The 26,998-nt window shown below is 46.3% G+C and carries 20 protein-coding genes and 1 tRNA gene; 13 read left to right on the forward strand and 8 right to left on the reverse strand.

Annotated elements, in window-relative coordinates:
* The first annotated feature begins 22 nt into the window (after window positions 1-22).
* Window positions 23-3,748, forward strand: a complete 3,726-nt coding sequence (locus tag VC82_RS08370) for a reprolysin-like metallopeptidase (protein ID WP_245615865.1) — start codon at window positions 23-25, stop codon at window positions 3,746-3,748.
* Window positions 3,745-4,431: a fibronectin type III domain-containing protein gene (locus VC82_RS08375; protein ID WP_045801974.1), complete on the forward strand. Its 687-nt coding sequence runs from the start codon at window positions 3,745-3,747 to the stop codon at window positions 4,429-4,431. Before VC82_RS08370 ends, VC82_RS08375 begins: the two co-directional genes overlap by 4 nt.
* A 121-nt stretch (window positions 4,432-4,552) precedes the next feature.
* Here VC82_RS08375 and pth read toward each other — a convergent pair whose 3' ends face one another.
* The 3 genes from pth to VC82_RS08390 all read right to left on the reverse strand — a co-directional run bounded on the left by pth (window position 4,553) and on the right by VC82_RS08390 (window position 6,958).
* Entirely contained in the window at window positions 4,553-5,182 is a 630-nt protein-coding gene (gene pth, locus VC82_RS08380) for an aminoacyl-tRNA hydrolase (protein ID WP_045801975.1), read from the reverse strand.
* 99 nt (window positions 5,183-5,281) lie between these two features.
* A complete protein-coding gene (locus VC82_RS08385) occupies window positions 5,282-5,947 on the reverse strand; it encodes a 50S ribosomal protein L25/general stress protein Ctc (RefSeq protein WP_045801976.1) in 666 nt (221 codons plus the stop codon).
* Window positions 5,948-6,016: 69 nt separating this feature from the next.
* Window positions 6,017-6,958, reverse strand: a complete 942-nt coding sequence (locus tag VC82_RS08390; RefSeq protein ID WP_045801977.1) for a ribose-phosphate pyrophosphokinase — start codon at window positions 6,956-6,958, stop codon at window positions 6,017-6,019.
* A gap of 223 nt (window positions 6,959-7,181) precedes the next feature.
* Here VC82_RS08390 and VC82_RS08395 point away from each other — a divergent pair.
* The 7 genes from VC82_RS08395 to VC82_RS08425 all read left to right on the forward strand — a co-directional run bounded on the left by VC82_RS08395 (window position 7,182) and on the right by VC82_RS08425 (window position 15,283).
* Window positions 7,182-7,265, forward strand: a tRNA-Leu gene (locus VC82_RS08395).
* Window positions 7,266-7,455: 190 nt separating this feature from the next.
* Entirely contained in the window at window positions 7,456-8,670 is a 1,215-nt protein-coding gene (locus VC82_RS08400; RefSeq protein WP_045801978.1) for a DNA polymerase Y family protein, read from the forward strand.
* A 1-nt stretch (window position 8,671) separates the two neighbouring features.
* Window positions 8,672-11,695 (forward strand): DNA polymerase III subunit alpha, encoded by a 3,024-nt coding sequence (locus VC82_RS08405; protein ID WP_045801979.1) that lies wholly within the window; start codon window positions 8,672-8,674, stop codon window positions 11,693-11,695.
* A gap of 194 nt (window positions 11,696-11,889) precedes the next feature.
* Window positions 11,890-12,081, forward strand: a complete 192-nt coding sequence (locus tag VC82_RS08410) for a hypothetical protein (protein WP_045801980.1) — start codon at window positions 11,890-11,892, stop codon at window positions 12,079-12,081.
* Between the two features lies 1 nt (window position 12,082).
* Window positions 12,083-12,553 (forward strand): nucleotidyl transferase AbiEii/AbiGii toxin family protein, encoded by a 471-nt coding sequence (locus VC82_RS08415; RefSeq protein WP_045801981.1) that lies wholly within the window; start codon window positions 12,083-12,085, stop codon window positions 12,551-12,553.
* 22 nt (window positions 12,554-12,575) lie between these two features.
* Window positions 12,576-12,944, forward strand: coding sequence for a DUF7009 family protein (locus VC82_RS08420; protein WP_045801982.1), 369 nt, complete (start codon window positions 12,576-12,578; stop codon window positions 12,942-12,944).
* A 41-nt stretch (window positions 12,945-12,985) separates the two neighbouring features.
* On the forward strand, window positions 12,986-15,283 hold the full coding sequence (locus VC82_RS08425; protein ID WP_045801983.1) for an FdhF/YdeP family oxidoreductase: 2,298 nt from the start codon (window positions 12,986-12,988) through the stop codon (window positions 15,281-15,283).
* Between the two features lie 302 nt (window positions 15,284-15,585).
* Here the strand turns inward: VC82_RS08425 and VC82_RS08430 are convergent, their stop codons facing one another.
* The 5 genes from VC82_RS08430 to VC82_RS08450 form a co-directional block, all read right to left on the reverse strand.
* Window positions 15,586-16,764 (reverse strand): acyl-CoA dehydrogenase family protein, encoded by a 1,179-nt coding sequence (locus VC82_RS08430; protein ID WP_045803341.1) that lies wholly within the window; start codon window positions 16,762-16,764, stop codon window positions 15,586-15,588.
* Window positions 16,765-16,907: 143 nt separating this feature from the next.
* The gene (locus VC82_RS08435) at window positions 16,908-17,621 is read right to left on the reverse strand and encodes a tRNA1(Val) (adenine(37)-N6)-methyltransferase (protein WP_045801984.1); all 714 of its coding nucleotides are present in this window, start codon (window positions 17,619-17,621) and stop codon (window positions 16,908-16,910) included.
* Window positions 17,605-19,047, reverse strand: a complete 1,443-nt coding sequence (locus VC82_RS08440) for a sulfatase family protein (protein ID WP_045801985.1) — start codon at window positions 19,045-19,047, stop codon at window positions 17,605-17,607. Before VC82_RS08440 ends, VC82_RS08435 begins: the two co-directional genes overlap by 17 nt.
* 54 nt (window positions 19,048-19,101) lie before the next feature.
* A complete protein-coding gene (gene rimM / locus VC82_RS08445; RefSeq protein WP_045801986.1) occupies window positions 19,102-19,638 on the reverse strand; it encodes a ribosome maturation factor RimM in 537 nt (178 codons plus the stop codon).
* Window positions 19,639-19,650: 12 nt separating this feature from the next.
* Window positions 19,651-20,247, reverse strand: coding sequence for a 30S ribosomal protein S16 (locus VC82_RS08450; RefSeq protein WP_045801987.1), 597 nt, complete (start codon window positions 20,245-20,247; stop codon window positions 19,651-19,653).
* Between the two features lie 286 nt (window positions 20,248-20,533).
* Here VC82_RS08450 and VC82_RS08455 point away from each other — a divergent pair, with 286 nt between their 5' ends.
* The 4 genes from VC82_RS08455 to VC82_RS08470 all read left to right on the forward strand — a co-directional run bounded on the left by VC82_RS08455 (window position 20,534) and on the right by VC82_RS08470 (window position 26,996).
* A complete protein-coding gene (locus tag VC82_RS08455) occupies window positions 20,534-20,992 on the forward strand; it encodes a ferritin-like domain-containing protein (protein ID WP_045801988.1) in 459 nt (152 codons plus the stop codon).
* Window positions 20,993-21,188: 196 nt separating this feature from the next.
* Window positions 21,189-25,577 (forward strand): DNA polymerase III subunit alpha, encoded by a 4,389-nt coding sequence (gene dnaE, locus VC82_RS08460; protein WP_045801989.1) that lies wholly within the window; start codon window positions 21,189-21,191, stop codon window positions 25,575-25,577.
* A gap of 100 nt (window positions 25,578-25,677) precedes the next feature.
* Complete coding sequence (trxA, locus tag VC82_RS08465; protein ID WP_045801990.1) at window positions 25,678-25,995, forward strand: thioredoxin; 318 nt, start codon at window positions 25,678-25,680, stop codon at window positions 25,993-25,995.
* Window positions 25,996-26,066: 71 nt separating this feature from the next.
* Entirely contained in the window at window positions 26,067-26,996 is a 930-nt protein-coding gene (locus VC82_RS08470) for a DUF58 domain-containing protein (RefSeq protein WP_045801991.1), read from the forward strand.
* The last annotated feature ends 2 nt before the right edge of the window (window positions 26,997-26,998 follow it).

The raw sequence follows: 26,998 nt of genomic DNA on the forward strand, positions 1-26,998 counted from the left end.
ACATTTTGTTTTGGCAATAACCATGTTTTTGGGTTGGTTTTCTACAACCGCCCAAGAGGTATATTGGCAGTACATACCCCAACAATCGGTCAAAAGCACTTCTTTGGCCAATGATGATGACATCAAAAGCGCCGCATTTTTCTCTTTGGATGAACCAACTTTCAAGGCATTGTTGACCAAGGTCGGAAAGCAAAGGCCCATCACCATTCGGTATCCGCTTCAAAATGGGAGTTTGAAAAGGTTCCGAATATGGGAAACTCCGGTTTTTCATGAAGAACTGTCAAAGAAATACCCCTTTATAAAATCGTTCACTGGAATAAGTGAGGATGGCACCACTCGACTGCGCTTGAGTGTTTCGCACAAAGAAGTTCAGGGCATGTGCGTTGATGTGGGCAGTCACAGGGCCTCCTTTCTTGAAAAATCCAAAGAGTCTGGCCTGTATGTGGCTTATGAGCGTGACAAATCGGTATTGAAAGATTCACCATTTGTGTGCAAGACTACCGAAATGGCTCGCGCAACCGACCTGTTTCCTGCAGTATTGATCGATGACCAGACCCTGCGTAAATTTCGGATCGCAGTTTCGGCCACCGGGGAATATACCGAGCACCATGGGGGAACCGTGGCCGATGCCCTGGCCGCTATCAATGCAACGCTTACCAGGGTCAATGAGGTGTTTGAAACCGATTTGGCGGTAACCTTGGAGTTGGTGCCCGATAATGACCAGATTATTTTCACCGACCCAGCGACCGACCCCTACAACGGGGGGCTCAACTCACAGGTGCAGAATACACTTACCACTGCCATTGGCGAGGCCAACTATGATGTGGGGCATCTGTTTCACAAAGACAACAACAATGGCAACGCCGGTTTTATAGGGTCGGTCTGTGTCGATAACAGAAAGGGCAGTGCCTTTTCATCGGCACAGGAGCCCGAGGGCGATGATTTCGATCTAGACTATGTCGCCCATGAGTTGGGCCATCAATTTGGGGCCAACCATACTTGGTCGTTCGAATCCGAAGGAACCTCTGTACAGGCTGAACCAGCAAGTGGCACCACAATCATGGGGTATGCGGGTATTGTTGAAGGCAATAATGTAGCCCCTAACGGGGACGATTACTTTCATTATTACAGCATCGTTCAAATAATTGACTATCTGCAGACCGTAAGCTGTGCCCAAACGGTTGCACTGACCAATGAACCGCCGGTGGTTTCACCATTGGAAGATTATGTGATTCCGAAATCCACTGCTTTTGTTTTGTCAGCCAATGCCACCGACCCCGATCTGGGCGATGTGCTGACCTACACATGGGAGCAGATAGACAATGGGGTGGTCACCGCTGAAACCTTTGGGCCTGAAAATGCCAGTGGCGCCAATTTTAGGTCTTTGCCGCCCACTACAGACCCCCAGCGATATTTTCCGCGTTTATCGCAAGTGGTACAGGGCAACCTTACACAGACCAACCCGACTATTAACGCTGCTTGGGAGACTGTTTCGAACATTCAGCGTGACTTAAATTTTGCCTTGACCGTGCGTGACAATGGCACGGGTGGGGGGCAAGTGGTTACCGCCTCCACTGTGGTTCAGGTCATAAATGCTGCCGGTCCGTTTTTGGTGACCTCGCAAAACTCAGGTGAAACATATTCGGCAGGTAGCGTACAGACGGTTACATGGAACGTGGCCAATACCGATATAGCGCCCATCAATACCGAAACGGTCGATATATTTCTATCGGTTGATGGGGGCAATTCATTTCCCATTCAAATTGCCGATGATGTCTTGAACGATGGAAGCGCAGAGGTGTTGCTGCCCGCCAACACTACTGATATGGGCCGAATAATGGTCAAGGCGAGTGATAATATCTTCTTTGCGGTGAACAGTTCAGATTTCACCATTGAAGAGAGCCCTGTGGTACTTGATTTTGAAACGCTCGATGTTGAGGTGTGCCAACCCAACGACCTAGTGGTGCCCTTTGTGTACAACACATCGGGGGGGTTCGGTGAAACATCGACTTTTTCTGCGGATGCCCCAGTCGGACTCACCGTTGCTTTTTCGCCCACAACGGCCACCGCCGATGCCACAGATGTCGATATTACCTTTTCCAACACGGGGGGGCTGGCAGAAGGCCTCTATCCTGTTACCATTACATCGACGGCGCCTTCGGCCACCCAACAGGTTGTACTGCAATTGTATGTTTACGATAGTACGTTTGAAGAAGTCGTACTGCTTGAACCGGCCGATTTATCGGTTGACACCTCGGTCAACCCCTTGTTCACCTGGCAAGACAACCCTGTCTACACTTCCTATGACATCGAAATTGCCACTGATGCGACATTTGCCGATGTGATTGAATCGGCCGCTGTACAGCTCAACAAATACAAACCTTCAAACCTACAGCCAGAGACAACCTATTTTTGGAGGGTAAAGCCCAAGAACACTTGTGGAGAAGGCATATTTGGCACCCCGTTCAGTTTTATAACCACTGAAAAAGATTGCAAAAATATTGATGGGGACATCCTGCCGTTGGAGATTCCTTCCGACGGCCCAGCGACCATCACCTCATCGGTTACCATTTTACAAGACCTGCCAGTGGCCGATGTCAATCTCGCCTTGGAAATCGACCATACTTTTTTGGAAGATTTGGTAATCAACCTGATTTCACCCTCGGGCACGAAAGTGGCGTTGGTATCGAAGTCATGCGGCAGCAGTAACAATATCAACGCCATATTTGATGATGAAGGAAGTGAAATAACTTGTTCTGGCGACCCTGCCATCAGTGGTACGGTACGGCCATTGGGGGCCTTGGGGTCATTCAAAGGAGAATCAGCCCTAGGTACCTGGACGCTGGAGATTGAAGATACGGCGGCTTCTGACGGAGGCGAGTTAAAGTCGTTTACGTTGGAAGTCTGCGTTGAGGGCACTTTTAGGCCCGATGAAGATGAAGATGGGGTGTTCGATGATGGTGATGACCTTTGTCTTGGCACGCCCAAGGGGGCAGAGGTCGATACCAACGGCTGCCAAGTGAACCGCTTTGCGCAAGACAATTTTACCATTGAGGTCGAGAGCGAAAGCTGTAGAAGTAGCAATGATGCCACGATTTCAATTTCAGCGGCAGACAATACCATTGATTACATGGCTACACTCAATGGCAGTGGCCTGAACGAAACCGTCAATTTCAATGATGGTTTCGTCTTTCAAAATTTACAGGCAGGCAATTATTCGCTCTGTATTTCTGGAAGCATGGGCGCCCTGGTCTATCAAGAAATATGTTTTAATGTGGTTGTTGAACAACCTGATGTTTTGACTGTCAGCTCAAAATTGCTGGCCAACTCGACACAAGTTGCGTTGAAAATGGAAGGAAGCGGGTTTTACAACGTGGAAATAAATGGGGTGGTGGTTCAGACCGCAGAAAGTGAACTGGTGCTTGATCTCGAAAAGGGACCGAATGTTTTAAAAGTTTCGACCGGATTACCTTGCCAAGGTATTTATGAAGAAACGTTAGTGGTGGCCCCTGAGCCCATTTTGTTTCCGAATCCGACCAGAAACAATGTGTCTATTTACTATGATCATGCAAACCAACCGTTGGGCATTAGGGTTTTTGCTGCAAACGGACAATTGGTCCGTGAAGAAAGTCAAACAAGCGAAAAGGTACAGACAGAAATAAGTCTTTCAGGATTGCCCCAAGGCATCTACTATGTGGAAATTTCAGGAAACGGGTTTAAAAAGACCCAAAAAGTCATTAAGCAATGAAAAAGGGTATCTTTTTATGGATTGTTGCCATACTCGTTGGTTGCGGTAGTGACGACAATGCTCCACCGCCAATTCCTGAAGGGGCCATTTTGGTGTTTCCGTTAGAGAATTCAGAGTGCACCACCGGGCAGCCCGTCAATGAGACATTGAGCCGTGTCACCTTTGAGTGGCAGCCTTCGGCCAATACCGACCTTTACACGCTCAGCGTGGTGAACCTGAATACCAATACGCCACAGACCCTTACCACGGTAGCTACCTCGGCCAGCCTTTCAATAGAAAAAGGGGCTCCGTTCTCGTGGTCGGTCACTTCTACCAATACAGATTCAGATTTGACGGCCTCCAGTGAAAGCTGGTTGTTCTACAATGCCGGTTCGCAGACGACATATGCGCCGTTTCCGGCGCAGATCATCGCCCCAAAATCAGGGCAGACCATTATTGCCGATGCTTTGTCGCAGGTAACCCTTGAATGGTCGGGTGCAGATGTTGAAAACGATATCGATGTTTTTGAAGTTTATTTTTCTGAACAGAACCCGCCATTGACCCTGTTGGGAACGTTGAACAATGATGAGAGCACAATGGACGTTGGGGTTGTTTCAGGAACTACCTATTATTGGAAAGTAATCACAAAAGATGCCGAAGGCAACACCTCTGACTCGGGCGTTTATGACTTCAAGGTGCTTTGACTCGCATTAAAAAACTGGAGGCCTTTCTTGTTTTTCGATGCTGTTAGAACTGACGGTTACCGGTTTCGTTTGGCTTTTCGGCCAGAAGAAAGCTCCGATTTAAATTCGAACCCACCTAAAGCTAGGTGTTGTTGAAAATGTTCATCGTATTTTTGGTACCGGCAAATATGAACGAGCGAACAAGTTCAGTGGCTCTTTTAAGGCGCTCCGGCAGGCGTTCGTTTTCTTCATCGTTCCATTCACCCAATACGTAATCAACTTGCTGGCCCTTGCCGAATTCGGATCCTACCCCAAAACGAAAACGGTTGTACCGCGTTGTCTGTAAGGTACTTTGTATATCTTTCAGTCCGTTGTGGCCACCATCACTCCCTTTCATTTTTAGCCGTAGTGTGCCAAACGGAAGGTTGATATCGTCGGTGATGACCAAGACATTTTCCAAGGGAATGTTTTCTTTTTCCATCCAATAGCGCACCGCCTTGCCGCTTAGGTTCATATAGGTTGAGGGCTTCAGGCACAAGGCTTGCCTTCCCTTATATTTAAAGACCGCTATATCGCCCAGCTTTGCGGTTTCGAAGGTGAGGCCTTCTTCTTCGGCCAGTGTATCAAGAATCTTAAAGCCCACATTGTGCCGGGTATTGGCATATTTGGGCCCTATGTTGCCCAGACCTACGATCAAGAATTTTTTCATGGTATCGGTTTCTGAAAGTACGGATGCCCTTTTTCCAAACAAAGGGAATAGCCACTTGAACATCGGATCTCGCTTTGCGCCAAAAATACGAAAGCATCCCAAAAACCAATAGTATATGGTTGTTCGGGATGCTTCCTTATAAAAAGGGTTTCAGAAATTATGCTATTCTGCGCTTTCTTCAGTAGGAGCATCGGCCGTTGGCGCTTCAGCACCTTCAGCAACTGCCTCTTCTCCTTCAACGCCTTCAATATCTTCCTCTTCATCATCTTCAACGACCACTGCGGCACGTTGCGTTTTAACTTGGACAACAACGGTCGAGTCTGGGTGCAAAATGGTATAATCGTCACTCAACAATGACTCTACTGCGATGTTATCGCCAATTTTGAGCTTAGAGATGTCAACATTGAAGAAATCGGGTAGGTTGGCCGGCAATGCACGAATCTCCAGTTTACGTTTACGGAAGAGCAAACGACCACCGTTTCGAACACCTGGCGAGTTGCCCACTAAGCGTACCGGGATTTTCATGGTCACAGGCTTGTCTTCGAACAGCTGGTAGAAATCGATGTGCAAAATTCTGTCGGTCACTGGGTGAAACTGAATGTCTTGCATTACTGCATCGAACTTCTCACCACTTTCCAACTCAATCACAACAGTGTGCGCGTTGGGGGTGTACACTAAGTCTTTGAACGAAATTTCGTCAGCTGAAAAGTGTAATGGTTTATCCCCTCCGTACAGCACGCAAGGGACCTTTCCAGCATTACGTAGGGCCTTGGTGGATGCCTTGCCCACGCTTTCTCTTTGGGATCCTTTGATTGTAATTGACTTCATAGTCTAGTTTAAAAAATTAATATTAATCGGTTGCTCTACTGCCCTGATCGCTCAGGGCACCGGAGAGGCTTACATTAAAAACTTTGATGATATCGAGGTGTTGTGGTGTACGCGGTGCATCACATCGGCGAACAGCCCGGCACAACTCAATATCCTTATTTTTCCACTTTCTTTTTTGGTGGGAATCGAATCGGTGATGATCAACTCCTTCAATTTTGATTTTTCTATTTTTTCATGGGCGTCGCCAGACAATAACCCGTGAGTGGTGATGGCCCTGACACTCTGTGCCCCACGTTCGATCATCAGGTCGGCAGCCTTGGTGAGCGTACCGGCCGTGTCGACCATATCGTCTACCAAAACCACGTTCTTGCCTTCTACCTCGCCAATGAGTTCCATTTTTTCAATGACATTGGCCTTTGCCCGCTGTTTGTAGCAGATGACCACATCGCTTTCCAGTGCCTTCGAATAGGCGTAGGCCCTTTTTGAGCCGCCCATGTCGGGTGAGGCTATACACAGGTTCTCTAGGCTCAGGTTCTTGAGATAGGGCAAAAATAGGGTCGACGCAAACAGGTGGTCAACAGGTTTTTCAAAAAAGCCCTGTATCTGGTCAGCATGAAGATCCATTGTGATGATTCGGGTGGCCCCCGCCGTTTCGAGCATCTTGGCTATCAATTTGGCCGCTATGGGAACCCGTGGCTTGTCTTTTCGGTCTTGTCGTGCCCAGCCAAAATAGGGCATTACGGCAGTAATGTGCCGTGCCGATGCACGTTTGGCGGCATCGAGCATCAACAACATTTCCATCAAGTTTTCAGAACCGGGGTGTGTTGAACCAATGACAAAAATTCGAGCCCCTCGAATGGATTCTTCGAAAGAAGGCTGAAACTCACCATCGCTATATCGTGAAAAAATGACATTGCCCAGATCGGCACCGTATTTGGCGGCAATTTTTTTGCCCAGTTCAGTACTTTGGGTACAGGCAAAAATCTTGGGTTCTGGAACTTGATAGGGCATCGTAATGTGTTGTCAATTAGCTTTTTTGGCCTCCTCTGTTTTAAAGAGGTGCAAATTTAAAAATTTAATCGGGTTGCAAAAGCATAAATATGGGTAAATTTAGTTTCAGGAATAAAATTATTTTTTAGTTTTGCAGTCCATTTACCGATGAGGCGGTCCCGATAGTTATCGGGATGGTGGACGCGCTGGATTTCTAGATTCAGTTTGAAAAGTATTTTGATTTGCCGAAGTGGCGGAATTGGTAGACGCGCTGGATTCAAAATCCAGTGGTAGCAATACCGTGTGGGTTCGATTCCCACCTTCGGTACATAAAAAAGGCCCTCAAGCAATTGGGGGCTTTTTTACAATCTTTTAAATGGAAATATTCCAAAAAATAGGAAATATTCCATAAATTAGCTATCCTTTTTTGATACATTCCTGTTTTGTAGGCGTATGGTGCCAAAACAGGGGGTCGAACCAACCTTGGCCGGTGGCGTCAGGGTCTTATTCAGATAGCTTTGAACAAGACTATTTTACATCTTGATCTTGACACATTTTTTGTGTCAGTGGAACGTCGGCTCAATTCTGAGCTGCAAAATGTACCCTTACTGGTCGGCGGCGTTACAGACAGGGGGGTGGTGGCCGCTTGTAGTTACGAGACCAGGGGATATGGCATCCATTCCGGCATGCCCATGAAGATGGCAAAAGAATTATGCCCAGAGGCCAGGGTAATCAAGGGCAATGCAGGTACCTACAGTAAGTTTTCAGATGAGGTCACCGGAATAATACAAGAGGCGGTCCCTGTTTTTGAAAAGTCAAGTATAGATGAGTTCTATGCAGATCTTTCGGGAATGGATAGGTTTTTTGGATGTTACAAATATGCATCTGAACTGCGCCAAAAAATCATCAAAGAGACCGGACTGCCCATTTCTTTTGGCTTGTCGGTGAACAAGGTGGTCTCTAAAGTTGCTACCAATGAGGCCAAGCCCAACAATCAGTTGAAAATTGATTTTGGCTATGAAAAGCCATTTTTGGCACCGCTTTCGGTCAAAAAAATTCCCATGGTGGGCGATAAAACGTATCAGACATTGCGGAATTTGGGCATTCGCCAAGTAAAGACCATACAGAAAATGCCGGTTGATGTCATGCAAAGGGTGCTCGGGGTCAACGGTAAGGTAATTTGGAAACGCGCCAACGGAATCGATAATACCCCCGTTGTTCCATTTTGTGATCGAAAATCGATTTCAAATGAACGCACCTTTGACCGTGATACCATAGATGTTGTAAAGTTGCGGGGCATTCTTATGGCCATGGCCGAGAACCTGGCCTACCAACTGCGGCGTGGAAATAAATTGACCGCTTGTATTGCGGTCAAAATACGGTATTCAGATTTTAACACCTATTCAAAACAAAAACGGATTCCCTACACAAGTGCCGACCATATTCTGATACCAAAAATTTTAGACCTGTTCGATTCATTGTACAATAAGCGCATGTTGGTGCGTTTGGTGGGCATACGGTTCAGCCACCTGGTATCGGGCAATTACCAAATAAACCTCTTTGATGATACCGAAGAGGCATTGAACCTGTACCATGCCATGGACAAGGTGCGAGACCGTTTTGGTGACCGTGCGGTCGTTCGTGCCTCGGCCATGGGCGCCAGAACCATAGGTAGAATGCACAACCCTTTCAATGGTCAGCCCCCGATTGTCTTGGCCCATAGAAAACAGTGATATGTATTTGAATTGCCATACATATTACAGTCTTCGCTTCGGAACCTTTTCTGAAGAAGAGTTGTTGCGGTTGGCCAAACAAAACCATGTCAAAAAATTGGCATTGACCGATATCAACAACACTTCAGCCTGCTTGAATTTTGTCAGGGAAGCTCCTAAATATGGTGTAAGTCCTGTCTTGGGAATTGACTTCAGAAATGGCGCTGACCAGTGTTTCGTGGGCATTGCCAAGAACAACGATGGTTATCAAGAACTCAACGAATATCTATCATACCATCTGCACAATGCATTGGAAATTCCGCAGTGCGCCCCTGACTTTGAAAATGTGTTCGTCGTTTATCCATTTGAAAAGGTGCTCTTGAACGAAAAGCATGACTTCTTGCCCCATGAGTTTATTGGGATTTCGGTGAAGGACTTGCGCCGACTGCCTTTCTCAAGACTTAAGAAGCTCAAGCATAAGTTGGTGGTGCAACAACCGGTAACCTTTAGAAACAAACGGGATTTTAATGCACACCGGTTGTTGCGTGCCATAGACAACAATGTGTTGTTGAGCAAGCTCGACAAAAACGAAGAGGCCGATCTAGAGGAGAAAATGTTCCTTATCGAAAATCTAGTGGAGGTCTTTTCAGAAAACCGCTATATTCTTGAGAATACCCAAAAACTGCTTGACCAGTGTTCTGTCCATTTTGATTTTTCGAAAAACCGGAAGCCCCAAAACTTGAAATATTATACTGGTAGCAAACAGAAAGATGAGGTGCTGCTAGAGAAATTGTGTCTTGAAGGCTTGCCCAAGCGGTACGAAAAAATCACCGAATCAATTCAAAAGCGATTACAGAAAGAATTGCGCCTTATCAAAGAAATGGGTTTCGTATCCTATTTTTTGATCAATTGGGATATTGTCACCTATGCCAAAAAGCAAGGGTTTTATTATGTCGGGCGAGGCAGCGGGGCCAATAGCATTGTGGCCTATCTTCTCTTTATTACCGATGTGGACCCGATAGACCTTGACCTCTATTTTGAGCGTTTCATCAATTTGTGCCGCGCCAATCCACCTGATTTTGACATTGATTTTTCATGGCATGACCGCGAAGAAATGACCCGGTACATTTTTGACCGGTTCAAGCATGTGGCTCTGGTGGGCACCTATGTGACCTTTAAGTACAAAGGGGTGGTTCGTGAGTTGGGAAAAGTCTTTGGGTTGCCAAAAGAAGAGATCGATGCGCTGGGCGAGGGCAAAACAGTGGCATTGAAATTGGACAGCATGGCCAAGCTTGTTCTAAAATACGGAAAGCTCATCGAGGGCATGCCCAATTATGTGAGTGTGCACGCAAGTGGCATACTTATCAGCGAAAGACCTCTGCATTGTTTTTCTGCGACCTTCATACCGCCAAAGGGTTTTGCCACAGTACATTTTGATATGGTCATCGCCGAAGATGTAGGGTTGTTCAAGTTTGATATTTTGGCGCAAAGGGGCTTGGGAAAAATAAAGGATACATTGGCCATTATACGCCAGAACCGGCCCGAAAAGGTAAACTTTGACATTCATGATGTTTCTAAATTTTATACAGATCCCGTAATCAATAACCTTATAAAAACAGCACAATGTATGGGCTGCTTTTATGTGGAATCACCGGCCATGCGTATGCTGTTGAAAAAGTTAGAGGTTGACAATTACTTGGGTTTGGTTGCCGCCAGTTCCATCATTCGGCCTGGTGTGGCCAAAAGTGGTATGATGCGCGAGTATATTCTCCGACACCGAAATCCCGGTAGGGCAGAAGAAAGAGGCCACCCCGTAATGTTGGCCGTTATGCCCGAAACCTATGGGGTCATGGTTTACCAAGAAGATGTCATCAAGGTGGCACATTATTTTGCCGATCTAGATTTGGGAGAGGCCGATGTACTGCGACGAGGCATGAGCGGAAAGTTCCGCTCACGCGATGAGTTTGAAAAGGTAAAGGGCAAATTCAGGAACAATTGCATCAAAAAAGGATATGATGAAAAATTGATCGACGAAATCTGGCACCAGATTGCCAGTTTCGCCGGCTATGCCTTTGCCAAGGGACACTCGGCCTCTTATGCCGTTGAAAGCTATCAGAGTCTTTTTCTTCGTGCCTATTTTCCGTTGGAATACATGGTGGCCGTGCTCAACAATGGCGGCGGCTTTTACCGTCCTGAATTCTATGTCCATGAAGCCAGAATGTTAGGGGCTGCCATACACCCCCCGTGTATCAACCAAAGCCAGATTGCCAATGTCATCTATGGCAAGCAAATCTATTTGGGCTTTATGTATTTGCGTGAGCTCGAACAGCGTGTCATGCAAAGAATCGTGGCCGAGCGTGAGCAAAACGGTTGTTTTGAATCTTTGGAAGAATTTGTGGACAGAGTGCCCATATCTATTGAGCAATTAAGTATCCTTATCCGAATCGATGCCTTTCGGTTTACGGGTATAAACAAGCATGAACTACTGTGGAAAGCACATTTGATACTTTCGAAAGGCAAACGATCTGGGCATCCAAAACTTTTTCCGCCCAAGCGGCAGAAATTCCAAATTCCGAAGCTGCACACTACTGACCTGGAAACTGCTTTTGAGCAATGGGAGCTATTGGGCTTTCCACTCTGCAGTCCGTTCGAACTTTTGCAAGAGCCGCCCAAGAGCAAGAATGGGCAACGCGATTTACATCGGTACCTTAATAGGCATATTGATATCTACGGGTATTTGGTGACGGTAAAAAATACCAGTACCCACAAAGGCGAACGAATGCACTTTGCCACACTGTTGGATCAATACGGTGAAGTCTTCGATACGGTGTTGTTTCCACCCGTGGCCGCAAAATATCGTTTTCGGGGCCGTGGCATTTATCGTTTTTACGGCAAGGTCGTCAGTGAGTTTGGTTTTTTGAGCATCGAGGTCATCAAAATGCAAAAACAAGACTATGTGCCAGACCCCAGATATGCCGATATGAAAACTGGTAACAGAAAGCGATTAGCAACCAGCCACAGGCTGGAAGGATTGGGGGAATTTTAAGTTTAAACGCTTTATCATTTAAATATGAAGATTACACATTTTCAACTTGAAAACCCAAGTTTAGCGACACCAAAATTGGTGCAATCCATCAAGGCAAACATGCTCTAAAGTAATCGATTTTTCTATTTTGTCTTTCATTCTGGCCACTAAAAAACTTTTCGTTGTAACTTTATAAGGTTTCAACCCTTATAGTGATGGAAATTATTTTTAGGACCAAAGCAGAAAGCAATCTAGAGCAGGAAAAAGAGTTCTTGTCGCTCACGCCCATTGAGCGTTTTTATCGCTTTCTTGAGATGGCAGAACGATTAAAACACTTTCCCGTGAAAAAAGAGGATAAGGACGAAAATAAAGGAAACAATTTTTTGATTGAGATAAAGCTATCCTGAATTGCGACAGTGGAAAGAAAACATCGACACCTTTATTAAAATTGCCAACAAGTTTGGGGTTAGAATGATTATGGTAGGTGGTGGGGCCGTCAATTTTCATGGCTACCAAAGACATTCTGCAGATGTTGACTTTTGGATTGACACCGCGGATGAAAATCTTGAAAAACTCATTAAGGTGTTTGATGAAATGGGATATCAAATAGACGATTTTCCTGATCAGGTAAAGAATAGGGAGCAGAATATTTCGGTAAAATTTTCACCCGTAGATCTAAACCTTGAACTGATTACCAACTTTTCGGTGAATAAATCTTTCGAGGAAGTTTTTGACAGTTCTGAAATTGTGACCGTCGACAATGGTTTGACTTGGCGAGTGCTGTCGTTGACCGATCTCATATCCAGTAAGCTCAAGTCGTCTAGACCTAAAGACCTGCTCGATATACAAGAGCTGCGCAGAATACACAATCTGTGCTAACTGTTGTTAAAAACTAAAAACCATGAAAATCAGAATAAAGGGCAATTCGGTTCGGTTTCGTCTGACTAAAAGCGAGGTCGAGGCCCTGTGTAAAGATGGAATGATCGAAGAGAAAACTGCTTTTAAAGACGGTGTTTTTAGATACACCGTAAAAATAGATGCCGATGCCGATGCCCTGCGCGCCGAGTTCAAGAACCAAACAATCACCCTGTGGCTGCCAGAAAAGCATGGCAAAGACTGGCACCAAAATGAGCAGGTTGGCTTTGAGCACACCATGAAACTTGGCGATGGGCAAGAATTGTATCTACTATTGGAAAAAGATTTTGTCTGTTTAGACAATACCACTGAAGACCAATCCGACAACTACCCCAATCCCAAGGCCATCTGCTGAGGGCTTTTGCCTTGGTCTTATTGGAAAAATGTAAGAGTAACATGAAAGAAGAATTTCGTAGAAACGTATCGGTCAGAGGGTCAGAAGCCTTTACGGGCATCACCCTCAAAGAACCGATGTCGACTGCCGCGGGCCTTATGGGCATAAAAGCCGCCATGGACCATGCTTTTAAGGAAATGGGGGTCATACGTTCTTTTCGTGCCCTTTCTAAAATGAACCAAAAAGAGGGTTTCGACTGCCCCAGTTGTGCCTGGCCAGATCCCGAAAAGCCATCGAAAATAGGGGAATTCTGCGAAAATGGAGCCAAAGCACTTGCCGATGAGGCCACTACCAAACATATTGGTGCCGATTTTTTCCGTAACCACTCCGTAGAAGAGCTTTCACAGTTGACCGACTATGAATTGAACCGGGTTGGCAGGTTGGTAGAACCCTTGGTTTTGAGGGCAGAAAGTGTTCACTACCAACCCATCTCATGGCAAGAGGCGTATGGGTTGATTGCCGATGAGCTTCATAAGTTGGATTCGCCCGATGAAGCTATTTTTTACACTTCGGGCCGTTCAAGCAACGAGGCCGCATTTTTATACGGCATGTTCGCCCGTGCGTTGGGCACCAACAACATGCCCGACTGCTCGAATATGTGCCATGAATCGAGCGGGGTGGCCCTTAGCGAGACCTTGGGAATCGGAAAAGGAAGTGTAAAACTTGAGGATCTGTATGGGGCTGAGGTGGTAATCGTTGCGGGGCAGAACCCCGGCACCAACCACCCGCGTATGCTGTCAGCGCTTGAAAAATGTAAAGAAAACGGTGGAAAGATCATCAGCATCAATCCCCTGCAAGAAACGGGTCTGGTCAATTTCAAGAACCCCCAAAGCGTGAAGGGAATGTTGGGTGGCGGAGAAAATCTGGCCGATCTGCACTTACCGGTCAAGATCAATGAAGATATTGCCCTGGTCAAATTGATCCTAAAAAAGTTGGCTACTATGGATACTGATGGCCGACAGGTGTTCGACCATGATTTTATCAACACATACACAAGTGGTTTTGATACCTTGATGAGCGATTTGGACACGTATGACGAAAAGGCTCTCTTAAAACAATGTGGTGTAATCGAAAAAAAAGTTGACGAAGCTGTTGCATTTTTGGCTAAGGCCTCAAAAATCGTGGTCTGTTGGGCCATGGGCCTCACCCAGCACAAAAATGGTGTTGCCAACATTCGCGAGTATGTAAACCTTCTGTTGTTGAAAGGGGCCATTGGTAAGCCCTTTGCCGGCACCTGCCCCGTTCGCGGGCACAGCAATGTTCAAGGTGACCGAAGTGTGGGCATTATGCACTATGTAAACAAAGGCCTCAATGAACGGATCAAGAAACATTTGGGGTTTGTGCCACCCGATAAAGAGGGTGTCGACACTGTTGAGGCCATCAAGGCCATGCATGAGGGCAAGGCAAAAGTGTTTATGTGCTTGGGCGGAAATTTTTTGATGGCCGCATCCGATACCGAGCACACAGCTGAAGCCCTACAGAAATGTGAGCTTACCGTGCAGATCAGCACCAAATTGAACCGTACCCATTTGGTAACGGGCAGAACAGCCCTGATCTTGCCTACTTTGGGTCGGTCCGAAAAAGATATGAAAGGGGGCAAACAGCGTTATTTTACAGTAGAGAATAGCATGGGCCGGGTGACCCGTTCGAAAGGCTTGTTGAAGCCGGCATCCGAAAGTCTGAAGAGCGAACCTGAGCTGATTGCCGAAATGGCCGATACCTATTTTAAAGGTAAGCATCCTGTAAAATGGAGAGAACTGGGTGAAGACTACGACCTGATCCGTTCGTACATCGACAAAGTGGCCAAAGGCTTTGAAAACACCACTGAACGCTCAAAGGGTGTCGGGTTCTATTTGCCGAACAACGCTCGTGAGCTTGATTTTAGCAAGTTGCCCAACGGCAGGGCGCAGATAACCATCAATCCGTTGCCCGACCATGATCTGCAAGAAGATGAATTTTTATTGATGACCATACGCTCCCACGATCAGTTCAATACCACGATTTACGGTCTTGACGATCGGTATCGGGGGGTTTATAACGAAAGGCGTGTGGTCTTTATGCATCCCGATGATATGGAAGCCTATCAATTGAAAAGATTGGACGTGGTGAACCTTACCAGTCGATACGATGGCGTTGAGCGTTCTGCCAGAAACTTTTTGGTCGTTCCCTATTCCATCCCCAGAAAAAATTTGGCGGCCTATTTTCCTGAAACAAACGTGTTGGTGCCGTACAACCACTATGCCGAGGGTAGCCAGACCCCCATAAGCAAGTCGATAAAGGTGACGGTGCAAAAAGTTTGATATGAGTTCTTGTTGACGGTAGGCCTACTTGTTTTCTGCCAAGAGAGCCTATTCAGCTTTTAGGTAGAATTGATACAACCATCCGTTTCATTTTTGCGTGAGGAGGTTTCATAAACCAAAAAAGGCCCCGTCTTTCGACTGGGACCCTTTTACGAGAACACTATATGAAAATGAAAAAATTTACTTTCTGAACTAATACAGGGTAAAAGTAGTGGAGGAGTGCCGAGGCACAAAAGAAATGATGTGAAACCACTGATAAGCGTGGTGATCCAAGACAAAAAGCGTTGCGAAGCGTTTTTCTTTTATTTGAAAGCCGGGATACCCGTGATATCGGCCCCTGTGATCAACAAGTGTATATCGTGGGTGCCTTCGTATGTGATAACGCTCTCTAAGTTCATCATGTGCCGCATGATGCTATATTCTCCGGTAATGCCCATACCGCCCAATATCTGTCGGGCCTCACGGGCAATCTTTAGGGCCATATCGACATTGTTCCGCTTTGCCATTGAGATTTGGGCCGTGGTGGCCCGCCCCTCATTTTTTAACTGCCCCAATCTGAAGGCCAGTAATTGGGCCTTGGTTATTTCGGTGATCATTTCGGCCAGTTTTTTCTGTTGCAACTGAAAGGCTGCTATCGGCTTGCCAAATTGGGTGCGTTCTTTTGCATAGCGCAAGGCCGTATCGTAACAGTCCATGGCGGCACCGATGGCTCCCCATGCAATGCCATAACGGGCAGAATCAAGGCATCCCAATGGGGCGCCCAGGCCATTTTTGCCCGGTAGCAGGTTTTCTTTGGGCACCTTTACGTTGTCAAAAATAAGTTCGCCCGTGGCAGAGGCCCGCAACGACCACTTGTTGTGCGTTTCGGGGGTCGAGAAACCTTCCATGCCCCGCTCTACGATCAATCCATGGATACGGCCTTCTTCATTTTTGGCCCAAACGATGGCAATATCGGCGAAGGGTGAGTTCGAAATCCACAATTTAGCGCCGTTTAAGAGATAGTGGTCGCCCATGTCCTTAAACTTGGTTTCCATGCCGGCGGGGTTTGATCCGTGGTTGGGCTCGGTCAACCCGAAGCACCCCATCCACTCGCCCGTGGCCAGCTTGGGAAGGTACTTCTTTCGTTGTTCTTCGGTGCCATAGGCATAGATGGGGTACATGACCAATGACGACTGTACCGAGGCCGTTGAACGCACCCCGCTGTCGCCCCGCTCTATCTCTTGCATGATGAGGCCGTAACTGGTCTGGTCTAAACCTGCACCGCCATATTCAACGGGAATGTATGGTCCGAAAGCCCCGATTTCGGCCAGACCGCCAATAATCTGTTTTGGAAATTCCGCTTTTTGCGCGTATTCTTCGATTATTGGGGAGATATCGCGTTTCACCCATTGGCGGGCGGCATCTCTAACCAGTTTGTGCTCGTCAGACAATAAATCGTCAAGGTTGTAGTAATCAGGAGCTTCGAACAGATCAGGTTTCATAAATAGTCTATTTGTCATTCCCGCGTAGGCGGGAATCTTTATAATTAACAAATGGATTCCGCACTCGATGCGGAATGACAAAGAATCCCTAAGGATTCTTTGTCAAAGGTATTAATCAAATACAACATTTATCGAACCAAATGTTACATTTTTAAATAAAAGTCTTTTGTCAGGGAAATGAATTCAGGTGTATAACGGTGTCGGGAGATCTCTATGGTCAATTCGTCTATCGAGGGAATACTTTCGATACGTGAAAACTGCAATAGACTACGTTTGAAATTGGAATCGGGATGGCCCTTGACCTTGGTCACTCTACTGGAATAAAGGTTGTTCTCAGCGGCCATTTCGACAAACGATGCTTCTTTTTCGTGTGGAATGATGGTCGCAAAGCTGCCCCTCCCTGAAAGTAATTTGGAGACTCCCACAATCAAATCGTTGAATGGGAGCGATTGGTTTTGCCTGGCAAGGTCCCTTGACGTATTTCCGCTGGACACATTTTCTGAATAAAAGGGAGGGTTTGAAACAATCAAATCGTAGGTATCATCGATTTCTTCTACAAACTCTTGAAAAGAGGCGTGGTAGCAGAACAGCCGATCAGGCCACGGAGAGGCTTCAAAGTTTTCTACACATTGCTCAAAGGCGTTATCGTCGAGTTCAACCGCATCAATCGTCTCGGCCGTACTACGCTGGGCAAGTTGCAGGGCGATAAGCCCTGTACCGGCGCCCACATCCAAAATGGTGCCCGGATTGTTTTCCAGCCCTGTCCATGCCCCGAGCAACACCCCGTCTGTGCCCACCTTCATGGCACAGCGGTCTTGGTTGATGGTAAACTGTTTAAATTTAAAGGGCTTTCCCATCAAGCCTGCCTGGTTCTCTGGTTTCAGACCCCTCCAATTCCAGCAAGGAATCTCCCAGTTTTGATCTCATATCGTTGGCCAAGAGCCGTATCTTTTCGACCACTTCAGGGTTTTCTGCCGCCACATTGTTGGTCTCGCTTATGTCGGTCGATAGGTCGTACAGCTCAATTTCGTCTAGTTCAACGTATCGGTACTGGCCCGGTTGCCCGTCTTTGCCGGGTTCTTGCCCATCCATGGTTCGATAACGGTGTGGAAAATACAATTTCCATTTTCCGTAACGAACCCCGAAAAGCTCGTTGACACGGTAATAAAAGAAATAAGCCTCTTGTGGACTTTCATCGCTTTCGCCCTTCAACAGTTTCCATGAACTCTTGCCGTCGATGGTTTTTTCGGGAAGGGTGGCCCCGGTCAACTCGGCGATGGTCGGCAACAGGTCGATGGCCATAATCGGTTTTTCAATGACTTTTCCCGCTTCTAGGCTATCAGGATACTTGATGATAAAAGGCTCTCGTTGCCCGCCCTCCCAGGCTGTTCCCTTACCTTCTCGAAGGGGAAGGGCACTACCGGCATGGTTTCCATAGGACAGCCACGGCCCGTTGTCAGAAGTGAAAATCACCATGGTGTTCTCTTCAAGGCCATTCTTTTTGAGGGCTTCCATAATCTGTCCGACCGACCAATCGATTTCCATGATGACATCCCCATACAATCCCCTTTCAGATTTTCCCTTGAACTTGTCGGAAACGAAAAGTGGCACATGGGGCTGGGGGTGCGGCACGTACAAAAAGAACGGCTTGTCTTTGTTGCGATTGATGAAATCAACGCTGCGCTCGGTTATTTGGGCGGTAAGTTGTGACTGTTCGACCAAGGTGTCGATAACGGTCTCATTTTCGTAAAGGGGCAAATCTGGAAAATTAAAAATTGGCCCCTGTTGTGGATGATAGGGCCACATATCGTTGGAGTAGGGAATGCCGAACCATTCGTCGAACCCATGTCTTGTAGGCAAAAACTTTTGGTGATGGCCCAAGTGCCACTTCCCGTAGATCGCGGTCTTATAGCCTTTTTCTTTTAGCATTTCGGCCAATGTGGTCTCTGAGGTATTGATGCCGTGGGTGTTGCCGGGCCCCAAGGCATTGTGTATACCGATGCGATTGGGGTAGCAGCCTGTCAGTAGAGCCGCGCGCGAGGCCGAACATACTGCCTGTGCCGCGTAATAGCTGGTAAGTACGACGCCCTCTCCGGCCATTTGGTCAAGATGGGGGGTCTTGATATTGGGTGAGCCAAACACACCCACGTCTTGGTAGCCTTGGTCATCGGTAAGAATGATGACAATATTGGGGGCAGCGGTATTTTTTTGAACGTGTTTTTCTTTGTTCTGGCAAGATGTGATAACGCCAATGGCCAATAGCAACGGGATAATGCGGAGCATATCTTTTTGATATTAGGATAGAAAGTAAAGATAAAAACAAATTGCCAAGCAGGTTCAGCCATGGCCCAAATAAAGGTCTATAAGGCCTTCGGGGGTAGAGACATGAATGGTTTTTTTTGCTCTATCAACTTTTACAACAATGTCATCATCAACGGGTACCAATAGTTGTTTGCCATTTTTTTCAGCTTCAAAGAGTACCTGTGAGGCTTGGTCATTGATGGCCTTGATGGTGCCGATGTCTCCGTGCTTTTCATCCATCAGTGTAAATCCGATGACTTCGTGGTAATAAAACTTGTTTCCCGTCAAGGGCGGAAGCATTTCTAGCGGAAGATATAATTCGGCCCCCAATATGCTATCGGCAGCGGCTTCGTCTTTGATGTCCTCAAAATCGATGCGCAATAGCGCCGATTTGTGCAGGCGGCACCGATCAATAAAAAATGGAACCAGATTGTCCGATGAAAGGCGAACAAAAACTGATTCCAAGTTTTCGTAAATCTCAGGTTCATCGGTATCAAGTTTCACCAATACCTCGCCCCTGAAACTGTATTTTGAAACGACTTTGCCCAGGTAGAAGCACTCTTCCTTGCGCATCGTCATAAAAAATTATTCTTCTTCAGAACCGGCGGCTTCCTCAGCTTTGGCTTCTTTGGCCTCTGGTGCAGCTTCTTCTTTCATCTCTTCGGCTGCGGGAGCCTCTTCTGGCACCTCAGGGGCGGCCTCGGGTGTTTCAGGCACTTCTTCGGCCTCTGGCTCTGGCTGAGATGCAGCGATTCGTTTTTCGTTCGCTTCTTTTTCGGCCGCCAATGCTTTGGCTTTGGCTTCGGCCTGCTCTTTGCTCAAGCCATCTCTTTTGGCTTGGATCTTGCTTTCCTTTTCTTCCAACCAAGCATTGAATCTTTTCTCTGCCTCTTCTTCTGAAAATGCTCCTTTGGCAACACCGCCCAACAAATGTTTCTTGTACATGACCCCTTTGTAGCTCAAAATGGCCCTGGCAGTGTCAGTAGGCTGTGCCCCGTGCTGCAACCACTTTACCGAACCATCGACATCTAAACTGATGCCGGCTGGATTGGTGTTTGGGTTATAGGTGCCCAACTTCTCCAAAAATTTACCATCTCTTTTTGAACGGGAATCTGCGGCAACGATCCAATAGAAGGGTTTTCCTTTTTTACCATGGCGTTGCAATCTAATCTTTACTGGCATATCACATTAATTTGTAGGGTGCCCGACCCTGGTTATTAATTCTGTTCCTGCGAAGGCAGGATTCTCTTTTCCTCAAAGAGCGTGCAAATATAAAACAACTCTCCGATTTTTTATGCATAAGTGGGCCGCATTTTTTTGTTAAAGGATTTAACAGACGCGAGTAACGTCGTTAAATTTATGTAAAACCATACTAAATACTTGATATGCAGTAAAATAACTATATATTTAATAGTGAAAGTTATTGAGAGCCAATAACATCATGTTGAATTAAAAATGTAGAAGGATTATGACGAAGTACACTGTAGAAATGTCAAACAAACTAAATGAATTGCTAGAAAAGACCTATGATGCGGAAAAGGGATTCAAAGAAGCAGCCGAAAAGGTTAAGAACCCTACCATCAAAGAGTTTTTTGAGCAAAAAGCGGAACAACGGTACAACTTTGGCCAAGAGCTGAAAAACGAAATAAGGGCTTATGGCCAAGAACCTGAAAAAGGCGGAAGTCTTAAAGGGACCTTGCACCGCAATTGGATGAACCTTAAAGCATTCTTTGACTATAACGACGAAGAAGCTATGTTGAAAGAAGTTGAACGCGGTGAAAAAGAAGCGATCAACACCTACAATGATATTTTGAACGATGAAGAGTTTGTATTGCCGCCATCAACTGAAACGTTGTTGATGAAGCAGCGAAACGCAATCAGGGAAACCCTTGAGAAAGCAAATTTCTTTGAGATGGCAGTGTCGTAATTGATTCAACATACTTCTAAAAAGGCCCCGACCTTGATCGGGGCCTTTTTTGGTTGATAACTCCTCAAAACTCCTTTTTTTCAAAAAGGAGGTTTTGTATAATTTTAGCCATTACGAACTGAGTGAAGCAATCTATTCCATCGATTGAGAGATTGCGACGTCAAATCTGAGGATTTTCCTCGCAATTGAATAGTTGATGTACCTAATCTTTGATACCGAGACCACAGGCTTGCCCAAACGCTGGGATGTCCCCATAACCGACACCGATAACTGGCCACGATGTGTGCAGATAGCCTGGCAGTTGCACGACGACATGGGCCGTTTGGTAGACCACCAGGATTTTTTGGTAAAGCCCGAAGGATTCAACATTCCCTATGAGGCCGAGCAGGTTCATGGTATCTCAACAGCTTTGGTGGAGAAAGAGGGAACCCCCTTGCAAGAGGTACTCGAAAAGTTCAACGAGGCACTTTCAAAGACAAAGTTTGTGGTGGGCCAGAATGTTGATTTTGACGTCAACATCATGGCCTGTGAGTTTCACCGAAAGGGCGTTGAAAATTCGCTGCAAGAGCTTCCTGTTTTGGATACCTGTACGGAGAAAACCGCGGAACTCTGCAAAATTCCCGGTGGCAGGGGCGGCAAGTTCAAGCTTCCCACTCTGACCGAACTGCATGAGTTCTTGTTTGGCGAACCCTTTGCCGAGGCGCACAATGCCACTGCAGACGTGGAAGCCACAGCACGTTGTTTTTTGGAGCTTATTAGAAAAAGGCAATACACCCCAGAACAACTTGACGTAGCGCCCGGTTACTTTGAACGTTTCTCCAAAGAAAATCCCAAAGAAATGGAACTGGTCGGGTTGAAGCACATCAACCTGAAGGAAGCTTCCCAAAAGATTGCCGATGCCCTTTGGAAGAAAGATACGGGTGGCATATCGCAGCAAGAACTTGACGAGAACGTCGAGAAACTTGAAGAGGCAACCTTTGTTCACTTGCACAACCACTCCCAGTTTTCGGTATTGCAATCAACCATGTCGACCAAAGAGTTGGTTCGCCTTGCCGTTGGGCAAAAAATGCCTGCCGTGGCCCTTACCGATCATGCCAACATGATGGGGGCCTTTCATTTTGTAAAGGAAGTGGATGCCCACAACAAATCCATCCAACGTAAAAGAAAGGAAGCCGAAGAAAGCGGAGAGGCTTTTGATGGCCATGAACTCGTACCGATAGTCGGCTGTGAATTTTATGTTTGTGATGACCATACCAATAAAAATGTAAAAGACTACGGGTATCAAATAGTGATGCTCGCAAAGAATAAAAAAGGATACCACAATTTGGCCAAAATGGCCTCGATTGCCTATACAGATGGGTTTTACTATGTACCCCGAATCGACAAAGAAGTCATCAGGCAATATAAGGAAGATGTCATCGTACTTTCAGGAAACTTATACGGTGAGGTGCCCAACAAGATTTTGAACCAAGGTGAGCGACAGGCAGAAGATGCCCTGCTTTGGTGGAAGGCGGAGTTTGGCGATGATTTCTACCTTGAGATCATGCGCCACGGCCAAGAAGACGAAGACCGGGTCAACAAGGTGTTGGTCGAGTTCTCGAAAAAGCATGGTGTAAAGTTGGTGGCGACCAACAATACCTATTATGGCCAGAAAGAAGATGCCGAGGCCCATGATATTCTGTTGTGCGTAAAAGATGGCGAAAAAGTTTCGACCCCGATAGGCCGAGGCAGGGGATATCGTTATGGTCTGCCCAACCAAGAATATTACTTCAAGTCTTCAGAGGAGATGAAAACGCTCTTCAAAGACCTTCCAGAGGCCATTTTAAATATTCAAGAAGTGGTTGAAAAGGTCGAGCCCTATACCTTGGCCAGGGACGTATTGTTGCCGAAGTTCGATATTCCTGATGCGTTCAAGGTGCCCGAAGATGAGAAAGATGGCGGTAAAAGAGGTGAAAATGCCTATTTGCGACATATCACATACGAAGGGGCCAAAGAGCGGTATGGTGAGATTACCGATGAAATCAGGGAGCGAATTGATTTTGAACTGGCGACCATTGAAAACTCAGGGTATCCAGGGTATTTTTTGATTGTTGAGGATTTTATTCGGGCGGCCCGTGAAATGGGTGTTTCGGTTGGGCCCGGAAGGGGGTCTGCGGCAGGGTCGGTGGTGGCCTATTGTCTCAAGATTACCAATATAGACCCCCTGAAGTATGATTTGCTTTTCGAGCGGTTTTTGAATCCCGATCGGGTTTCGATGCCCGATATCGACATTGATTTTGACGACGAGGGCCGTGGCAAGGTAATGGATTATGTCATTAAAAAATATGGCACCAACCAAGTGGCCCAGATCATAACCTATGGTACCATGGCGGCTAAGTCATCTATTCGCGATACCGCTAGGGTGCTCGATTTGCCCCTGGGTGACGCCGACCGCATCGCCAAGTTGATCCCCACCATGGGCAAGCTGAACAAGATCTTTGGAAAGGAAGAATCTGACCTGAAGAAAATGTTCAGATCTGAAGAAATGGAAAAGGTCAACGAACTGCTCAACATTGCTGAATCTGATAGTCTGGAAGGTAGAACAGTCAGTATGGCACGTGTGTTGGAAGGTTCCCTCCGTAATACGGGGATCCATGCCTGCGGGGTCATAATCACTCCCGATGACATCACCAATTTTGTACCCGTGGCCACGGCAAAAGACTCAGACCTATATGTGACCCAGTTCGACAACTCGGTGGTGGAGAGTGCAGGGCTTTTGAAGATGGACTTTTTGGGACTGAAGACCCTGACCCTTATCAAAGACACCATTAAAATCATCAAGGCAAGAACCGGTGTTGAATTGGTGCCCGATGAGTTTCCGTTGGACGATGAAAAGACCTATGAGTTGTTTCAACGGGGGGAGACCGTGGGTATTTTTCAATACGAATCGCCCGGTATGCAGAAACACCTCAAAAACCTCAAGCCAACGGTTTTTGATGACCTTATCGCCATGAACGCGCTGTACCGACCCGGCCCCATGGAGTATATTCCGAGCTTTATTGCCCGCAAACATGGAGAGGAGGAAATTACCTACGACCTTCCAGAAATGCAAGAATACCTGAAAGATACTTATGGTATCACGGTATACCAAGAACAGGTAATGCGTCTGTCGCAGAAGTTGGCCGGTTTTTCGAAGGGTGATGCCGATGTGTTGAGAAAGGCCATGGGCAAAAAGATTTTTGCCCTGCTACAAAAGTTGAAGCCCCAGTTTTTGGATGGTGGCGTTAAGAACGGCCATCCTAGGGAAATACTTGAAAAAATTTGGAAGGATTGGGAAGCCTTTGCCTCCTATGCCTTCAATAAGAGTCACTCTACCTGTTATGCCTATATCGCATACCAGACGGCCTACTTAAAGGCACATTACCCTGCAGAGTATATGGCCGCAGTGCTGTCGAACAACATGAACGATATCAAGCAGGTCACTTTCTTCATGGAAGAGTGTAAGCGCATGGGGCTTCCCGTTTTGGGTCCTGATGTCAACGAATCGTACTACAAGTTTGCAGTTAACAAAGAGAATGCCATCCGCTTTGGTATGGGCGCCATCAAAGGAGTGGGGCGCTCGGCCGTAGAGGCCATTGTAAACGAGCGCAAAGAAAACGGCCACTATCGTTCGGTTTTTGACATGGCCAAGCGGGTAGACCTCAGGGCTGCCAATAAAAAGGCCTTCGAGAGCTTGGCCTTGGCAGGCGGCTTTGACTCATTCGGCGATACCCATCGGGCGCAATATTTTCATCAAGAGGGCGATGGCATCAGCTTTTTGGAAAAAGTGATACGATACGGTGCCAAGTACCAAGAAAACCAAAACTCGTCACAGGTAAGCCTATTTGGCGATGCAAGCGAGGTGCAGATTCCAGAACCCGTGGTGCCACCTTGCGAAGAATGGGGCACCATGGAAAAGCTCAGAAGGGAGAAAGAGGTGGTTGGCATGTATATTTCAGGCCATCCCTTGGACGATTTCAAAAAAGAGATCGATGCCTTTTGCAACGTGGGCATATCAATATTCAAAAATGGGTTGGACACTTTTGTGAACAGGGAACTTTCGTTTGCAGGGGTGATCACCGATGTGCAGCACCGAATGTCCAAGAATGGAAAGGGTTGGGGCATTTTTACATTGGAAGACTATACCGACTCCCACGATTTTAAGATTTTTGGCGAAGAATATTTGAAGTTCAGGCACTTTTTGATGGTCAACTCGTTTGTCTATGTAAAAGTGTTCGTGCGAGAGGGCTGGGTCAATCGCGAGACAGGCAAGAAAGGTGAGCCTCGATTACAGTACAATGACTTTAAGCAATTGCAAGATGTGATGGACGCCTATGCCAAAAAACTGACCATCAAGTTGGATATTGATCGCTTGCAAGAAAAACGAATCAAAGAACTGAAAGACACCTTAAGGTTACATAAAGGAAAGCATCCCTTGAATTTTGTGGTATATGAAATGCAAGACGAGATAAAATTGAACCTGTCAAGTAGAAAGCAAAAAGTAAATATTTCGAGTGAACTACTTTCAGTGCTCGAAGAGCAAGAGGTTCATTATAAGTTGAATTAGCATAGTTTTTCCCAATGCCCAGATAGTGAAAATGAATGTGACCCGGGTAAGGAATGAAAGGTAGAATTGACTAAGTTTGCAAATATAAATTTAACGAAAAATGGCTTTAGAGATAACAGACGATACCTTTGAAGAAATTGTCTTAAAAAGTGACAAACCGGTAGTGGTCGATTTTTGGGCCGCTTGGTGCGGACCCTGCAGAATGGTGGGGCCGATCATCGATGAGGTTAGCCAAGAGTATGAGGGTAAAGCGGTTGTAGGCAAAGTCGATGTCGATGCCAACCAGCAATATGCCGCTAAATATGGGGTTCGCAATATACCTACCGTGTTGGTATTTAAAGATGGCGAGATTGTAAACAGACAAGTCGGCGTTTCACCCAAAAAGGTGTATACCGATGCAATAGACGCTGTGCTCTAAGAGAGATTTAAGAAAGTTTTTGAAAAAGGCCTGGTGTTTTCCAGGCCTTTTTCTTTTATATTGGTGCTATTATGGATGTCAAATCAGAGCTTCACAAAGCACAGTTGTTCCAAAACCTTGAGTTGTTGGCCCGTCAAGTGGTCGAGGGCTTTATCAGTGGCATCCATAAGAGTCCGTTCCATGGATTTTCTGCCGAGTTCGCCGAACACAAGATTTACAATACCGGCGAGAGTACCAAGCATATTGATTGGAAGCTGTTCGCACGTACCGATAAGCTGTATACCAAGCATTATGAGGAAGAGACGAATCTAAGGTGCCACATGGTGTTGGACAACTCTGCCTCCATGCATTACCCCGAAGTGGGGAAACTGCACTTGGAAAATCTGAACAAAATTGGTTTTGGGGTATTGGCCATCGCCGCCCTTATGCACATATTAAAAAAACAACGTGATGCCGTCGGATTGAGTGTTTACTCAGACGATTATGAGTTCTTCGTAAAAGAAAAAAGCAGCGAACGTCATTTTCAATTGCTCTTATCGACCCTGAATTCGATACCCGAATCAAAAAATACCGGAAAGGCGACCCGCACCTATCACTATCTGCACCAGATTGCAGAAAAAATACATAGAAGGAGTCTCATTTTTCTTTTTTCAGATATGTTGCAGACAGAGGTTGAAGAAACCAAACTGTTCGAGGCGCTTCGGCATTTAAAGTACAACAAACATGAAGTGGTGTTGTTCCACTTGTTGGACTATGAGCACGAACTAAAGTTTGACTTTGATAATGCGCCCAAGCGATTTGTCGATATAGAAACCGGCCAGTACATCGATTTGTATGCAGAGAACATTAAAAAGGCCTATGAAAAAAAGGTGGGAGAGTATATAAGGGCCCTGAAGCTGAAATGTATGCAGTACCAGATAAAATATGTGGAAACCGATGTCCGTTCAGATTTTTCACGAGTACTCAATACCTTTATGGTTGAGCGCCAAAAATTTGTTTGACC

Origin of the sequence: Flagellimonas lutaonensis, assembly GCF_000963865.1 — a bacterium.
GTDB lineage: Bacteria > Bacteroidota > Bacteroidia > Flavobacteriales > Flavobacteriaceae > Flagellimonas_A > Flagellimonas_A lutaonensis.

What these genes read in the sequence shown, in the direction of transcription:
- VC82_RS08370 (WP_245615865.1), top strand. Translation starts at nt 23, where the DNA reads ATGTTTTTGGGTTGGTTTTCTACAACCGCCCAAGAGGTATATTGGCAG.
- VC82_RS08375 (WP_045801974.1), top strand. Translation starts at nt 3,745, where the DNA reads ATGAAAAAGGGTATCTTTTTATGGATTGTTGCCATACTCGTTGGTTGC.
- pth (WP_045801975.1), bottom strand. Translation starts at nt 5,182, where the DNA reads ATGTTCAAGTGGCTATTCCCTTTGTTTGGAAAAAGGGCATCCGTACTT.
- VC82_RS08385 (WP_045801976.1), bottom strand. Translation starts at nt 5,947, where the DNA reads ATGAAGTCAATTACAATCAAAGGATCCCAAAGAGAAAGCGTGGGCAAG.
- VC82_RS08390 (WP_045801977.1), bottom strand. Translation starts at nt 6,958, where the DNA reads ATGCCCTATCAAGTTCCAGAACCCAAGATTTTTGCCTGTACCCAAAGT.
- VC82_RS08405 (WP_045801979.1), top strand. Translation starts at nt 8,672, where the DNA reads ATGTATTTGAATTGCCATACATATTACAGTCTTCGCTTCGGAACCTTT.
- VC82_RS08410 (WP_045801980.1), top strand. Translation starts at nt 11,890, where the DNA reads ATGGAAATTATTTTTAGGACCAAAGCAGAAAGCAATCTAGAGCAGGAA.
- VC82_RS08420 (WP_045801982.1), top strand. Translation starts at nt 12,576, where the DNA reads ATGAAAATCAGAATAAAGGGCAATTCGGTTCGGTTTCGTCTGACTAAA.
- VC82_RS08425 (WP_045801983.1), top strand. Translation starts at nt 12,986, where the DNA reads ATGAAAGAAGAATTTCGTAGAAACGTATCGGTCAGAGGGTCAGAAGCC.
- VC82_RS08430 (WP_045803341.1), bottom strand. Translation starts at nt 16,764, where the DNA reads ATGAAACCTGATCTGTTCGAAGCTCCTGATTACTACAACCTTGACGAT.
- VC82_RS08435 (WP_045801984.1), bottom strand. Translation starts at nt 17,621, where the DNA reads ATGGGAAAGCCCTTTAAATTTAAACAGTTTACCATCAACCAAGACCGC.
- VC82_RS08440 (WP_045801985.1), bottom strand. Translation starts at nt 19,047, where the DNA reads ATGCTCCGCATTATCCCGTTGCTATTGGCCATTGGCGTTATCACATCT.
- rimM (WP_045801986.1), bottom strand. Translation starts at nt 19,638, where the DNA reads ATGCGCAAGGAAGAGTGCTTCTACCTGGGCAAAGTCGTTTCAAAATAC.
- VC82_RS08450 (WP_045801987.1), bottom strand. Translation starts at nt 20,247, where the DNA reads ATGCCAGTAAAGATTAGATTGCAACGCCATGGTAAAAAAGGAAAACCC.
- VC82_RS08455 (WP_045801988.1), top strand. Translation starts at nt 20,534, where the DNA reads ATGACGAAGTACACTGTAGAAATGTCAAACAAACTAAATGAATTGCTA.
- dnaE (WP_045801989.1), top strand. Translation starts at nt 21,189, where the DNA reads ATGTACCTAATCTTTGATACCGAGACCACAGGCTTGCCCAAACGCTGG.
- trxA (WP_045801990.1), top strand. Translation starts at nt 25,678, where the DNA reads ATGGCTTTAGAGATAACAGACGATACCTTTGAAGAAATTGTCTTAAAA.
- VC82_RS08470 (WP_045801991.1), top strand. Translation starts at nt 26,067, where the DNA reads ATGGATGTCAAATCAGAGCTTCACAAAGCACAGTTGTTCCAAAACCTT.